The following is a 13,226-nucleotide window of genomic DNA, read 5'->3' as shown; positions in this document are numbered from 1 at the left end:
GGCCATAGGTTTCATCTGAGCGCACAATGGACAGGTTGCATCGTAAAATAAAGTTAATTGAGACATGATTGGGTCCAGTTAAAAACATCATAATGATTATTATTTGAAAGAGAACATATGATCACAACTAAATATGATCGTTAAATCGATCGTTTCAAGTGGTCAGAAAACGTTCGCCTTCTTGCCCTGGCTTCTTGCTTGCTGTGATAGGCAATTATAGGATTAAGTTTGTGCGAGATCTCTTACACGTATCGTGAGACTTCAGCGTTTCCTTATGCAATAAAAAGAGATAAAAATACCATAACCATTTGAATGTAATTGATAATTTTTATTTCCCTTCTTTCTGGTAGAGAAAAAACAACAGGTGGGGGATTGCTGAAAAAATTGAAATCCGTAATCTGAGCTTGTCATCAGGAAGCAGACACGGAACAGGAAAGACCCAAGGATAGGTCATCTTCAGGACGAAGATTCGATGATTCAGGAAGAATTGTCGGCAGGGATAGCGAAGGACATTAGCCGGATGCTGAATAACTAGGATGGTTATCAAGGAAAGTTAATGGACGGTGCAAAGGAAAAGTGCACAAATCTGTCGGGACGACGGAGTTAAGGACACCGCTAGGAAGGCGATGAAAGGGAATGCGCTGAGGGAATCAGCAGACTATCAAGGAATTGATGCAGGGAGCACTTATCAGTAGCTGGATTGCTGCGAGTAAGAACTGGAACCCCACTAAGCGAAAGCTTAGTGGGGTTTTCTTTATTTAGTTCACTTAAAAATAATAGTCACCTGAAAATAATGAGTGGTGAGGTTAACATTGCTTCCTGCGGAGTAACTCCAGATAATGGGTGAAATAATGAAAGGATAGAATGATGATTCGCTTAGCCGTTATTGGAACCAACTGGATTACTGACCAGTTTATTGAAGGGGCATTGGATACTGGGAAATTTCAGCTCGTAGCGGTTTATTCCCGTTCGCTGGACAAGGCGAAACAATTTGCCGAAAAATACGATGATCCGACTTTGTTTACTGACCTTAAGACCCTAGGTGAGAGTGACAATGTGGATGCCGTGTACATCGCCAGCCCGAATGTCCTGCATTGCCCGCAGTCGATTCAAATGATGCAAGCGGGCAAACATGTTATCTGTGAGAAGCCGCTGGCTTCTGATTTCTCATTAGCACAGCAGATGTATCAAGTTGCCAAACAGCATAGCGTGGTACTGTTTGAAGCCTTTATAACGCCACATTTGCCCAATTTTTCCGTTCTCAAACAAGAGCTATCGCATATTGGCGCTATCCGTAAAGCGGTGCTCAGCTACTGCCAGTATTCCTCTCGTTACCCTAAATATCTCAAGGGTGAGATGCCCAATACCTTTTTGCCCGAGTTCTCTAATGGTTCGATCATGGATATTGGTTATTACTGTTTGGGCTCAGCCATTGAACTGTTTGGTGAGCCTAAATCGGTGCAAGCCCAAGCGCATTTACTGGAGACGGGGGTTGATGGTAACGGCAGTGTGATCTTAGGATATGACGGTTTTGATGTGCTATTAATGCATTCAAAAACCAGTGACTCCTATTTGCCGAGCGAAATTCAAGGTGAAGAGGCCGCACTGCACGTTGAGATGATCTCTACCTGCAACCGCATCACGAGAATTAACCGTGGTGGTCAAACCCAAGATCTGAGTATTGAGCAACACGCCAACCGCATGTTCTACGAAGCACAAAAATTTGCAGATCAGATACAGAACAAGACAATAGATGAGCGATGCAAATTACGCTCACTCACCGTTTCCAAATTATTGACAGAAATACGCCGCCAAACGGGCGTGATTTTTCCAACCGATAACCTGTAGTTTCATCGCACAGAGAAGAGAGCAAAAATAATGCAAGCTGAAGTAAAGTGGGTCGAAAATTTCAAGTTCTTGGGCCAATCCCAATCTGGTCATTCGGTGGTGATGGATGGCAGTGGCGGTGCAACCGCGCCTAGCCCGATGGAGATGGTTTTGATGGCTGCGGGAGGTTGTAGCTCTGTGGATGTGGTTGATGGCTTAAAATCGGCCAATCAACAGGTCACGGCATGTAACGCCAAATTGACGGCTGAGCGCCGTGAAACCGCACCGCGGATTTTTACGCTAGTCAATATCCATTTCGACGTATCAGGCGTTGATCTTGACCCTAGTGTCGTTGAAAAAGTGACGACCGATTCATTAGAAAAGTACTGTTCTGTCTGCTTAATGTTAGGCAAAGGTGTCACAATGACTCACAGTTGGGCGATTGTTTAAGCCATTCAATCAATAAGACTAGGAAAAAGCAATATGCTCTGATCTTGCCTTTTCCTGTGCGTTACAGGTTGGTTGAAATTAAAGAGGAAAGTGAAACAGTGAGCTTTTCTCTTTTTTCTTTTGTTTATCCAAGTAGTCTAAATAAACTAGATGCATAAGGAGGAACGGCTCATGACCGAAATGGAAAAAATGATGAATGGTATGGTGTTTGACGGTGCAGACCCAGAAATGGAAGCCATTCGTAGCAAAGCAGGACATTTACTGTTACAGATCAACCAATGCGCCGATGCCACAGCTCGCCATCAATTGCAAACTCAGCTATATCGTCAAATTGGCCAACAAAGTGTGGTGCAGCCACCTTTCTATTGTGAATTCGGTGAAACAATTTCCATTGGTGATGAAACCTTTATCAATATGAATGTCACTATGCTTGATGGCGCTAAAATCACGATTGGTAATCATGTTTTGATTGGCCCTAACACCCAGTTTTATACACCAGCGCATGCTTTGGATTATCGAAGCCGCCGCTCGTGGGAAACATTTTGCAAGCCGATTACGGTTGAAGATGACGTATGGATTGGTGGCAACGTTGTGATTAATCAGGGAGTCACGATTGGTGCGCGTTCGGTTGTCGCGGCAAATTCAGTGGTCAATCAGGATGTGCCAGCTGATAGCCTAGTCGGAGGCACACCAGCGAGAGTGCTCCGTTCATTAAAAGAAATGAATGGAACATCTGACCTGCATAGTTCAGTTAAGGAAGGGCATCATTGAAGCAGCATAAACATACACTATTTGGTGTTGCGGCTATCTTGCTGTGGAGCTGTCTAATGGGGCTAATCAGAACGGTCACCGAGCAATTTGGCCCAATTGGTGGGGCGGCACTGATTTACACTGTGAGCTCAGTATTTCTGATGCTTGTCATGGGCGTGCCTAAATTCAAACACTTTTCTCTGCGTTATGTTCTGATCGGTGGCGCGCTTTTTGTGAGCTACGAAATCTGCTTAGCATTAGCGTTAGGTATGGCCAATGATCGCCATCAAGCGCTTGAGATGGCGGTGATTAACTATTTGTGGCCAGCCTTGACGGTGTTGTTTGCGGTATTTCTCAGCCGTAAAACCGTCCATATTCTGGTGTATCCAAGCGTTGCGCTCGCATTTGTTGGGGTTGCTTGGACCATTACTGGTGATAGTGGATTTTCGGTGATGCAAATCTCAGCCAATATTGCGACTAATCCCTTAACCTATAGCATGGCGTTTGGCGGGGCGATTATTTGGGCTGTTTATTGCAATATCACCAAACAGTTAGCCAATGGACAAAATGCCATTATTCTGTTCTTTATGGCTACGGCTATCGCCCTCTGGATTAAGTATTTTCTTAGCAGCGAAAGCACTTTAGTGTTTAGCGTTCCAGCAACCTTGAATTTAGCGTTAACGGGTGTGGTGATGGGCAGCGGTTATGCACTTTGGAATGTGGCAATCTTGCGTGGCAACATGGTTCTATTGGCGACTCTTTCTTATTTCACGCCAGTGATTTCAACCTTGCTTTCATCGCTAATCTTAGGTGTAGCGCTTGGGCTAAGCTTTTGGCAAGGTGTGATTATGGTGACGATGGGTTCTTTAATTTGTTGGTGGGCGACCAGAGAACGTCAACCTACTGTACAAGAGAAAATGCCAATGGCCTGACATCGCAACAGCTTTGCTATGTATAAAAAAGCCCTCTCTGGAACGAGAGGGCTTTTTCCGTTTAATTGAGACTGATTAGCGAGCCACGTTCATGGTTAATTGCAGTACGAATGGCAGCTTTGATAAACGCTTATGTAGCGAGCGACGAGTACTTTCGATATCTTCGAGTGCAATCATTTCATTCTCATCAGGGCGAATATCGACATTGACCCACAGCTCATGACCGACTTTAGTCACCGCAGTCAACTCGATATCTTGCTCTGATTCTTCGCCTACGGCAATGACACCTTGATCCACGGTTTTACAAATCTCTTTGCTTGGTGACATCATCAACAATTCACGCGTTGCCGATTTAAGCATGTCATAAGGCACTTTGATAAAGTAAAACGACATTAATAACATCATGATTGGGTCTGCATAGACGGCATATTTTGCCCAAGGAGACAAGGTCATCAACCAAGCGGCAATGAAGCCTACCGTTACCGCGACGCTTAGTAGTGTATCCATTTTCCACTGTTTTACTTCAGCGTCAATCAAACCAGAAGAGTAACGTTTACTCTTGTTGACCATGAACCACCACGCAATCGCACAACCAATCACGTTCACTGTGCCAAAAACAGTTGCGATAGAGGCATCCACTTCTCGACCACCGCTAAACAATGCCATGACAGCCGAGTACAACGAATAACTCACGACTAACAAAATAACGCTGGCTTTGATGGCAATAACCGCTGGTTCTAGCACCGCCCGTCCAAAAGGAAAAGTGGCGTCAGAAGGTTTACGAATGTAGCGTGACGCCACCAGCGACAATAATGTTAACAGCAAACTAACCAGTGAATACACACCGTCAAACACGATAACCAGTGAACCGACAAGCATACCAACTACCAAACCACTGCTAGCAAAGCCAGAAGCTAAAAGGGCTGAAATCGTCAAAATGCGATTTTCATTATTTCTTGTTCGAGCACACATAAAAGACTACCTGTTGAAAACATGCTGTTATTTTGGCTTAAAGCACAGTTTTGACAATCTCTAAGTGTATTGGTCGTTGGCTTGAATATTGGGTTGTGAGTTTATTTTTAATTAAAACAATTGGTTATGTTATTATTTGCCTGTCATAATAATTGACGCTGACTGTCTTCGCTTTAGATTGTTCAAAATATGGGCATCTTAAAAACTAAACAACGAAAATTAAAAATCAAACAAGAAAATTAAAAATCAAACAAATAGTCACGCAACTTATCGGCTAACCAGTTCATGCCAGGGTGTTCGGCCATGCCAGTGGCCGTAAACATGCAGTAATCTTCTTGAGTGAGACCGTAGGTGTGCTTAATCACCGTTAGCTTTTGTTCACGTAGGAAGTGGCGAATTAAAGGTTCTGGCAATACGCCCCATGCATTCTCAGTCAAAATGGTATTGAGCATGTAATCGAAACTGGAAAAGCCAATGTAGCGACGAGAGAAAGGTTGTAATTCGGGGTTATCTTTTTCGTTTAAATAGACCATCACGGCTTGCATTGCTCTGCGCAGTTCTTCGTCGGTGACTCGAGAAATCTTAGTTAGTGGGTGGTCACTTTTGCACACTGACATCATCCGGATTTTACCCAAGGGTTGATACGTGATCCGCGGGTCGTTGATTCTTTCGTAATCGACACCAAAAGCAAAATCGACTTGATGAGTGGCAATCAAGTTGGCTAAGTCGCCGCTTGAAGCCAATACAAGGTTAAACGAGGTCGCTGGAAAACGATTATTCAGCTGGTGTGCAAAATCTTGCCACAAGGCATCAGGAAGAGAATCATCACGGGCAATCCACATCTCGGCGTTGAAGCCCCGTGATATTTGCGTACAGGTGTGTTTTATACGTGCAATGGTCACCAAAACACTTTCACAATCTTTATAAATTGCTTTCCCCGCTTCAGATAAGGTTAGGTTGTTGCCAGTGCGCACAAAAAGAGCGGTATCGAGCTCTTTCTCCAACGCTTTAATCGCCATACTGAGTTTGGTTCGGTTACATTCTAATTGTCGCGCCGCTTCGGAGACTGAGCCTGTGTCCGCGACAGAGAAAAATGCTTCAATTTGAGAAAGGTTCATAACGTTCTCTAAGGCACAATAATGGGTTGATCATAAACAATTTTAGTACCACTGCCTATCTGATGTTCTGCTACCAACTGACGGTTTTCTCGCCAATCAAAGCCAGTTCATCATTTCTTAGTCAAGATTGAGCTGTAACTCTATGAACGTAACACAGTTTTGGTTTATTCTTGGGGAAATTTCCCCAATACAAGAAGTAACACGGAGGCCATGATGGCGAACGAATGGGATGAGTGTGCAGCTCAGTGGGAGCAGGACGAATCCACAACGCTTTTTGCTCAAAATGTGTTTCATCAATTGCAGAAACGGGTCACTCTCGAAGGTAAACATGTTCTTGATTTCGGGTGTGGTACGGGCTTGCTGAGCCAAATGATGTCTCGCCATGCCAGAGATATTGTCGCGCTAGATGGCTCTGAGGCCATGATTGAAGAGTTGGATAAAAAAGAGTTGGTCAACGTTGAACCCGTGGTGGATTTTCTGACCCGTGGTCTAGTCGCGCAACATCCGGCCTTTCGCAAACAATTCGATCTTGTTGTGGCCTCATCTGTGTGCGCGTTTGTGCCGAATCTGAATGAAGTATTTACTATCATTCATTCTCTATTAGATGAGCATGGCGTTTTTATTCATTGGGACTGGTTGGTTGAAGAAGATGATCCTGACTATGGTCTTAGCCAAAACCAAATTGAGACACAGCTGAAAAGCGCAGGTTTTAGCCAAGTGGAAACCGCAGTTGCGTTTGAGATTAAAAATTCAAAAGGTCTAGCGCCAGTACTGATGGGCATTGGTAGGAGATAACCTCATAAATTGAATGGTTTTCCAGATTGATAATGGCTTATTTACGTTATTTCACTGTTCCATACCAACCAACTTGCGTAATCTTTAGTTATTGATAAGTGTCACGATAGTGTTCCTTTCTAGAAAGCGCTTAGACAGTTATCAGTAATAATTCTGTTTGTTGACTAATAACTCATGGCTAGGGTTAATTAAAAAATAAGAGCACATCAGAAAAAATAAAAGAAGGCCAGCACTATCATTGTGCTGGCCTTCTTTATTTTGAGCATTGAGCTAAATTTTCAACGTTGATTCACAAACATCAGTGTGGTTTTTTGAGCTGTTCGCACAACCATTTCAAAGCTTGGTCGTTCATACTGGGCTTATTCCACACTAAGCTGTAAGCCACTTTCCCATAATTGAAAGGTAACGGTTTGATGAGCAACCCCTTAGCTTGCATCGCTTGTTCCGCCCAGCGTTTGGAGCAAGTAAAGAGTGAGTCGGTATGCTTGCATAAGATGGCGGCCGCACCAAAGTCAGCAACAACAACCGGAACATGACGAGCTCGATGAGATTGAGCTAAATTCTGTTCAAAAAAAGGTTCAGCCAGCTCTTTGTCCATGATGCCGATATGGGATTGAGCAAGGTAGTGATCGATAGTGAGTACTTCATTGGCTAAAGCATGATCACTACGCATTAAGCAGACCATTTCATCGTGAGCAATCACTTCCCACACGAGTTCTTTATCTCGCGTTGGGGGCTGGCTGATATCGTGTGGCAAAATGACGAAATCAATCAACCCGCTTTGCAGGGCGTCGAAGCCATAGTGATCTTTCGAGTAGATGGTAAAGGAAGCTTGCGGTGCATGATTTTTTATTACGTTCGTCAAAATAGGAGCAAACAGCTCAAAGGCGCTTTCTCGCATCGCAAGGCGGTATTTACCTTGATAGTGCTGAGGTTCGAAATTTGAGTGATGCAGTAATCCATTCATGCTAGAGAGGATTGAATGGACAGTGGGGCCCATTTGTAGTGCGAAAGGGGTAGGTATCAAATGTGTGCCGTCACGATAAAAGAGTTCATCTTCCAAGAGAATGCGTAGTTGCGATAAGTTTTTACTGATGCTTGAAGGGCTAATGCAGAGCTGGGCCGCTGTTTGTGTGACGCTGTGGGTGCTGAGCATAACGTGTAGCGCTGTTAGGTGTTTTAAACTGATTCTTGAAAGGTGAATATAATCCATAAATAAAGGCGGTTCCTCCAAATTTTTCAAAAGCATATCACTGACATACTGATAAATGACACGGAAAAATATAGGTTATTTGACAGAAAGCTGAAATGTTTACCACGTCATAGTCGCAATTTGTAGCATAGCGTGCTGCTGATGGCTGTCTGCCATGTTGTATTTCGTGCTTTCAAGGTCGTTTACTCTACTCTCAGAATACCTGCAAGTAGTGCGTGGATCTCCTCTAATACATCAGGATTAGCAATCGCACCTAGATTTTGGATGGTTTCACCATGCAGTACTTGCTTCACGGCGAGTTCTACCAGTTTTCCTGATTTGGTGCGCGGTACATCACTGATGGAATGGATCTGCGCAGGAACATGACGAGGGGAGCAGTTTTTTCTTAGGCGCTGTTTGATGGTGTTCACCAGTAGGGTGTTGAGTTCGCACTGTGGAGCCAGTTGTACAAAAAGGATGATCTGTTCGTCATTATCGATTTTCTGACCCACAGCGACCGAATCTTGTATTTCAGGCAAGCTATTCACTTGCTGATAAATTTCCGCCGTGCCGATACGCACGCCTCCAGGGTTTAGGGTGGTGTCACTGCGCCCATAAAAACGCATTCCCCCGTTATCGGTCCACTCAACTTCATCCCCGTGGTGCCATACACCAGAAAATTTGCTCCAATACGCTTCGTGATAACGTTGGCCATCGTCATGCCAAAACCCAATGGGTTGATTAGGAAAACTATTACGGCAGACTAACTCTCCCCGTTGTTGTATCACGGGTTGACCACGGTCGTTAAATACGGCGACATCAAGTCCTAAGCCTGCGCCTTGGCATTCTCCTCGATACACCGGCGATATGGGGTTGCCAAGCACGAAGCAGCCACAAATATCGGTTCCACCCGAGATAGAGGCGAGGTGTAAGTCCGCTTTTATGTTGGCGTATACATAATCAAACTGTTTTGGGTACAAAACCGAACCTGTTGAACATAATGTTTTCAGTGAGGAGAGAGGGTAGTAATCGCTCGGTGAATACGCGGTTTTTTGCAGTGCCTCTAAATATTTGGCCGATGTACCGAACAAAGTGATGTTGGCTTCTTCTGCCAAATCCCACAATACACCCGGTTGCGGATACATTGGGCTACCATCATAAATAACCAACGTAGCACCGCTAGCGAGCGCCGAAACATGCCAGTTCCACATCATCCACCCACAAGTGGTGTAATAAAACACACGATCGCCCGGTTGAATATCACAGTGTAATTGATGCTCTTTGAGATGATTTAAAATCGTACCTCCAACCGAGTGGGCGATGCATTTGGGTTTACCTGTCGTACCTGATGAGTACAAGATAAACAGTGGGTCATTGAAGCCAACGCGTTCGTAGCGCAGCCCACGTGGAAGGTAACTGGCGAGAATCGCATTCCAATCAGAAAAAGCGTCCTTAAAATCAGCCGTGAGTGGACGTTGCTGTAAATATTCGATTTGGCAAATGTTGTGTAGGCTCGAAATAGCATCGACAATCTGACGGTTTTTTTCTTCCATGAGGTGGGTTTTGCCATTAAACGTATATCCATTGCAGCAGAATAAAATTTTGGGTTGTACTTGGCCGAAACGCTCCACTACACTGTCGACACCGAAATCGGGAGAGGTTGATGTCCAAACGGCTCCTAAGCTAGTCGTTGCTAACATAGCCACTAAAGTTTCGGTCATATAGGGTAAGTAACCGGCGACAACATCACCTTTTTCAACTCCATTTTGTGTTAACCACTGTTGGATAATTGAAACCTGATCACTAAGTTGCTGCCATGTCAGCTTCTTGTTTTGGCCATTTTCATTTTTAAACCAAACGGCAATGCTTTCCGGTTGTTGAAACGCATAAGAGAGCAGATTTTCCGCGTAGTTTAATTGTGCTTGGGGAAACCAAATCGTGTCTCTGGCGGCGGTGAATTCGTCCCATCTCGCAGCCCCCTCACCGTAAATGCAGTTACCACGAAAGCCGATCACATCGCAAAATTGCCACACTTCTAACCAAAATTTTTTTCTCTCGGTGACTGACCACAGATGCAGTTGTGAGTAGCTTTCTATCGCCTCACTTTGCATATTAACGTGCTCAATAAACTGGCTTAAATTGGACGCTTTGATGCGGTCTTGGCTAGGGACCCAAAGCGGTGTGTGCGGCGTCAAATTTTCTTCAAACATAATCGCGATCCCTTGCACGTTTATTTTGTGATCTGTTGGCACTGTTTAGTGTTGTCGGCGAACGCCGTAAAGTCAAACGGGTTTGTCATAATCATATCCCTGATATCTAAGTAAAAAAACTATAAATGTAAAATATTTGTTACGCGTGAGCGTCGTCAGATGTCGAGCCTAAGATTGGCAGACTTTTCACGAGGCGATAGGCTTAATGTAATCGGTTTGTTAAAAGGTTGTGGTATGACGAAGTATCATTCTAAGCCATTAAATAGCAAAGGTTTCATTGACTGGAGTAACGAAGAGGATCGGATTTGGCATGATCTGATCGCGCGTCAAGAGACCGTCATTGAGCAGCGAGCATGCCAAGCCTATTTGGATGGGTTAGCGATGCTGCAACTCTCTAAAGATCAGGTTCCTCAGTTGCCCGATATCAACCGTATTTTGCAACGTGAAACCGGATGGCAAGTCGAGCCAGTGCCCGCTTTAATCAATTTTGATCGATTTTTCGCCTTGTTGGCAGACAAGAAATTTCCAGTTGCCACGTTTTTGCGTAGCCGTGAAGAGTTTGACTATTTGCAAGAGCCGGATTTTTTTCATGAGATTTTTGGTCATTGCGCGATGCTTACTCATCCTGATTTTGCATCATTTACTCAGGTTTACGGCAAACTTGGGGCTAACGCGAGCCCAAAACAGAGAGCTTATTTGGCGCGACTCTACTGGTTTACGGTCGAATTTGGTTTAGTGCAAGAAAGTGACGGTGTAAAAATTTATGGCGGAGGTATTTTATCCTCCCCCGCTGAAACCGTGTATAGCCTTGATAATCAAACGGCCATACGTGAAAAATTTGACATCCAACAAGTGCTGAGAACGCCATATCGTATTGATATCATGCAACCCATTTATTATGTGTTGGATGATCTACGAGAACTGTACCATTTGAGCCAAGAAAATCTTGTACAGCAGGTAGAAAGCGCCATGCAGGCAGGCTTGTTGGCCCCCTTATTTCAACCCAAGGAAGAGACCCATGCTTGAAGAATTACGTTGTGAAGCTTGTAGCCTTGATGCGCTAGTATTATCGATCCCCGAGCAGCAGCAACTACTCACTGAACTTGAGGGGTGGTCTATTGTTGTACGTGATGGCATCCCCCAGTTGGAAAAAGTGTATGTGTTCAAAAACTTCAAGTTGGCATGGGCATTTTCTAACCAAGTTGCTCAATTAGCTGAAGCGGAATTCCACCACCCCAGTTTGTTATTGGAGTGGGGTAAAGTGACCGTGACTTGGTGGAGCCATTCCATCAAAGGACTGCACAAAAACGATTTTATCTGCGCCGCAAAATGCGATGGGTTAATCGACTAGACTTCCTACTAACATCAGTAACGGATGAAATCAGCAGCAGTATTACTTCGATTGCCGATGCTTCACGGTCGGTTTCTGGGCAGGTGAATGATGTTGATGGGGTGCTTACCGACCTTTCTGGGCAAGCAGAGACACTAAACAGTGAGATTGCTCAGTTTAAATATAAGAATTAGCCATAAAGTTGAGTGTCAATAAAAGGTACCCAGTCATCTAGGGATGAGGTTGTGATCCTCATCGGAGTGTTAAGTTATCGATTTCAAAAACTAATAGATTCATCAGATTAATTAAGATTCTAGCCAAGCAACAAAGTGGTTATGTGCTAAACCTATAAGAGTAGGAATTGATTAATACAGAGAGATAGGCAATGGATCTGTTTGCGGATTATCGACAAGAAGAGCAACCTAATGATCAGAAATCTCATGAACTTAAGGTTGAAAATAAGCCATGGCAAGTATTGCTAGTCGATGATGATGAGCAGATGCACCAGATCACTCGTTTAGCGCTAAGAGGGTTTTCATTTCAAGGGCGGCCACTAGAGCTACTGTCTGCTATGTCTGGTCTTGAAGCCAGAGAAGTGATGAGTACTAAGCCTGATATAGCTTTAGCGCTCGTTGATGTTGTCATGGAGACAGAACACGCGGGGTTGAATTTAGTTAGGTATATCCGTGAAGAGTGTAAGAATAGAATCATTCGTTTGGTATTGCGTACCGGACAAGCAGGGCAAGCCCCGGAAGATAAGGTCATCCAAGAGTATGAAATTGATGACTATAAAGAGAAAACAGAACTCACCACACAAAAACTCAGAACCCTGCTCTATTCGATGCTGCGTTCTTATCGGGACCTCTGTTTGATAGAAGAGCAAAAAGAGGGGCTTAAACGCGTGATTGAAGCCTCAGCGAAGGTACAAAATACTACAACCTTACAAACCTATGCTGAATCTGTACTGAGCCAGCTCACGTCTTTACTTAAACTCCATGCATCAGCATTTTATTGTATTGTTCAGCCTAAGTCTGAAGGTGAAGGTTCGTGCGCTTTAACGTTGGCGGAGATTGGAGGATTTGTCGATTGTTATTCTGACTGTGATTTCTCCCGCTTACCTTCGGAAGTGGCTAAGCGCTGCCAGCTTGCACTGCAAACCCAAATGTCACATAGCTATGATGATGCTTCTGTGCTGTATATGATGGATAGCCGTGGCGTAGAGAATTTACTCTATATTAATTTGCTTGAGCTCTTATCTGAAAACGACGAACGTTTGCTTGAAATCTATATGTACAACATAGGATTAACTTTTGAAAACTTAAATTTACAGCTTGATCTACGCGAAACATCGAAAGAGCTTGTTTATAACTTAGCGAATGCAGTGGAAGCCAGAAGTAAAGAAACAGGTGCACACGTGCAGCGTGTTTCACTAATTGCTGAAAAACTGGCCGAGCTGTGTGGCTTGCCCGAGCAGGAGATGTACATGATAAAAAATGGTTCACCACTGCATGATGTAGGTAAAGTCGCAATACCGGATAGTATTTTGCATAAACCAGGTAAGTTAACGGCTGATGAATGGGAAATCATGAAAAAGCACGTTGACTGTGGTGTCGAAATACTGAGTAAATCCAATCGTCCCCCCCTCTGGCA

The 13,226-nt window shown here is 44.1% G+C and carries 13 protein-coding genes; 9 read left to right on the top strand and 4 right to left on the bottom strand.

Going from position 1 to position 13,226, the window contains the following annotated elements:
• Window positions 1–867: 867 nt before the first annotated feature.
• The 4 genes from VOR_RS0110410 to yddG all read left to right on the top strand — a co-directional run bounded on the left by VOR_RS0110410 (window position 868) and on the right by yddG (window position 3,959).
• Window positions 868–1,848, top strand: coding sequence for a Gfo/Idh/MocA family protein (locus tag VOR_RS0110410; protein WP_010319650.1), 981 nt, complete (start codon window positions 868–870; stop codon window positions 1,846–1,848).
• A gap of 30 nt (window positions 1,849–1,878) precedes the next feature.
• A complete protein-coding gene (locus tag VOR_RS0110405) occupies window positions 1,879–2,277 on the top strand; it encodes an OsmC family protein (RefSeq protein ID WP_010319649.1) in 399 nt (132 codons plus the stop codon).
• A 171-nt stretch (window positions 2,278–2,448) separates the two neighbouring features.
• The gene (locus tag VOR_RS0110400; RefSeq protein WP_010319648.1) at window positions 2,449–3,048 is read left to right on the top strand and encodes a sugar O-acetyltransferase; all 600 of its coding nucleotides are present in this window, start codon (window positions 2,449–2,451) and stop codon (window positions 3,046–3,048) included.
• Window positions 3,045–3,959, top strand: coding sequence for an aromatic amino acid DMT transporter YddG (gene yddG / locus VOR_RS0110395; protein ID WP_010319647.1), 915 nt, complete (start codon window positions 3,045–3,047; stop codon window positions 3,957–3,959). The genes VOR_RS0110400 and yddG overlap by 4 nt, the downstream gene beginning before the upstream one ends.
• A gap of 75 nt (window positions 3,960–4,034) precedes the next feature.
• Here yddG and VOR_RS0110390 read toward each other — a convergent pair whose 3' ends face one another.
• Window positions 4,035–4,931 carry a cation diffusion facilitator family transporter gene (locus VOR_RS0110390; RefSeq protein ID WP_010319646.1) on the bottom strand — a complete coding sequence of 299 codons (897 nt, stop codon included), beginning with the start codon at window positions 4,929–4,931 and terminating at the stop codon, window positions 4,035–4,037.
• Between the two features lie 239 nt (window positions 4,932–5,170).
• Window positions 5,171–6,049, bottom strand: a complete 879-nt coding sequence (locus VOR_RS0110385; protein ID WP_010319645.1) for a LysR family transcriptional regulator — start codon at window positions 6,047–6,049, stop codon at window positions 5,171–5,173.
• 159 nt (window positions 6,050–6,208) lie between these two features.
• Here VOR_RS0110385 and VOR_RS0110380 point away from each other — a divergent pair, with 159 nt between their 5' ends.
• Window positions 6,209–6,844, top strand: a complete 636-nt coding sequence (locus VOR_RS0110380; RefSeq protein ID WP_029627091.1) for a class I SAM-dependent DNA methyltransferase — start codon at window positions 6,209–6,211, stop codon at window positions 6,842–6,844.
• Window positions 6,845–7,142: 298 nt separating this feature from the next.
• Here VOR_RS0110380 and VOR_RS0110375 read toward each other — a convergent pair whose 3' ends face one another.
• A complete protein-coding gene (locus VOR_RS0110375) occupies window positions 7,143–8,078 on the bottom strand; it encodes a LysR family transcriptional regulator (protein WP_081480743.1) in 936 nt (311 codons plus the stop codon).
• A 161-nt stretch (window positions 8,079–8,239) separates the two neighbouring features.
• Window positions 8,240–10,246: an acetoacetate--CoA ligase gene (locus tag VOR_RS0110370; RefSeq protein WP_010319642.1), complete on the bottom strand. Its 2,007-nt coding sequence runs from the start codon at window positions 10,244–10,246 to the stop codon at window positions 8,240–8,242.
• A 234-nt stretch (window positions 10,247–10,480) separates the two neighbouring features.
• On the opposite strand from VOR_RS0110370, the gene phhA reads away from it, so the two are divergent.
• The 4 genes from phhA to VOR_RS0110355 all read left to right on the top strand — a co-directional run.
• Window positions 10,481–11,272 (top strand): phenylalanine 4-monooxygenase, encoded by a 792-nt coding sequence (gene phhA, locus VOR_RS0110365; RefSeq protein ID WP_010319641.1) that lies wholly within the window; start codon window positions 10,481–10,483, stop codon window positions 11,270–11,272.
• On the top strand, window positions 11,265–11,597 hold the full coding sequence (locus tag VOR_RS0110360; protein ID WP_010319640.1) for a 4a-hydroxytetrahydrobiopterin dehydratase: 333 nt from the start codon (window positions 11,265–11,267) through the stop codon (window positions 11,595–11,597). Before phhA ends, VOR_RS0110360 begins: the two co-directional genes overlap by 8 nt.
• Window positions 11,576–11,770, top strand: a complete 195-nt coding sequence (locus VOR_RS18430; protein WP_081480742.1) for a hypothetical protein — start codon at window positions 11,576–11,578, stop codon at window positions 11,768–11,770. The genes VOR_RS0110360 and VOR_RS18430 overlap by 22 nt, the downstream gene beginning before the upstream one ends.
• A gap of 191 nt (window positions 11,771–11,961) precedes the next feature.
• Window positions 11,962–13,226: DUF3369 domain-containing protein (locus VOR_RS0110355; protein ID WP_010319639.1), on the top strand; the 1,265-nt coding region annotated here is incomplete at its 3' end.

The organism is Vibrio ordalii ATCC 33509, assembly GCA_000257205.1.
GTDB classification, from domain to species: domain Bacteria; phylum Pseudomonadota; class Gammaproteobacteria; order Enterobacterales; family Vibrionaceae; genus Vibrio; species Vibrio ordalii.
Note: the sequence above shows the minus strand (reverse complement) of the source record. Positions and strands in the feature narration are given on the sequence as shown.

Coding starts and splice junctions, on each gene's coding strand:
- VOR_RS0110410 (WP_010319650.1), top strand. CDS start 868: ATGATTCGCTTAGCCGTTATTGGAACCAACTGGATTACTGACCAGTTT.
- VOR_RS18430 (WP_081480742.1), top strand. CDS start 11,576: ATGCGATGGGTTAATCGACTAGACTTCCTACTAACATCAGTAACGGAT.
- VOR_RS0110385 (WP_010319645.1), bottom strand. CDS start 6,049: ATGAACCTTTCTCAAATTGAAGCATTTTTCTCTGTCGCGGACACAGGC.
- VOR_RS0110405 (WP_010319649.1), top strand. CDS start 1,879: ATGCAAGCTGAAGTAAAGTGGGTCGAAAATTTCAAGTTCTTGGGCCAA.
- VOR_RS0110400 (WP_010319648.1), top strand. CDS start 2,449: ATGACCGAAATGGAAAAAATGATGAATGGTATGGTGTTTGACGGTGCA.
- phhA (WP_010319641.1), top strand. CDS start 10,481: ATGACGAAGTATCATTCTAAGCCATTAAATAGCAAAGGTTTCATTGAC.
- VOR_RS0110370 (WP_010319642.1), bottom strand. CDS start 10,246: ATGTTTGAAGAAAATTTGACGCCGCACACACCGCTTTGGGTCCCTAGC.
- VOR_RS0110360 (WP_010319640.1), top strand. CDS start 11,265: ATGCTTGAAGAATTACGTTGTGAAGCTTGTAGCCTTGATGCGCTAGTA.
- VOR_RS0110390 (WP_010319646.1), bottom strand. CDS start 4,931: ATGTGTGCTCGAACAAGAAATAATGAAAATCGCATTTTGACGATTTCA.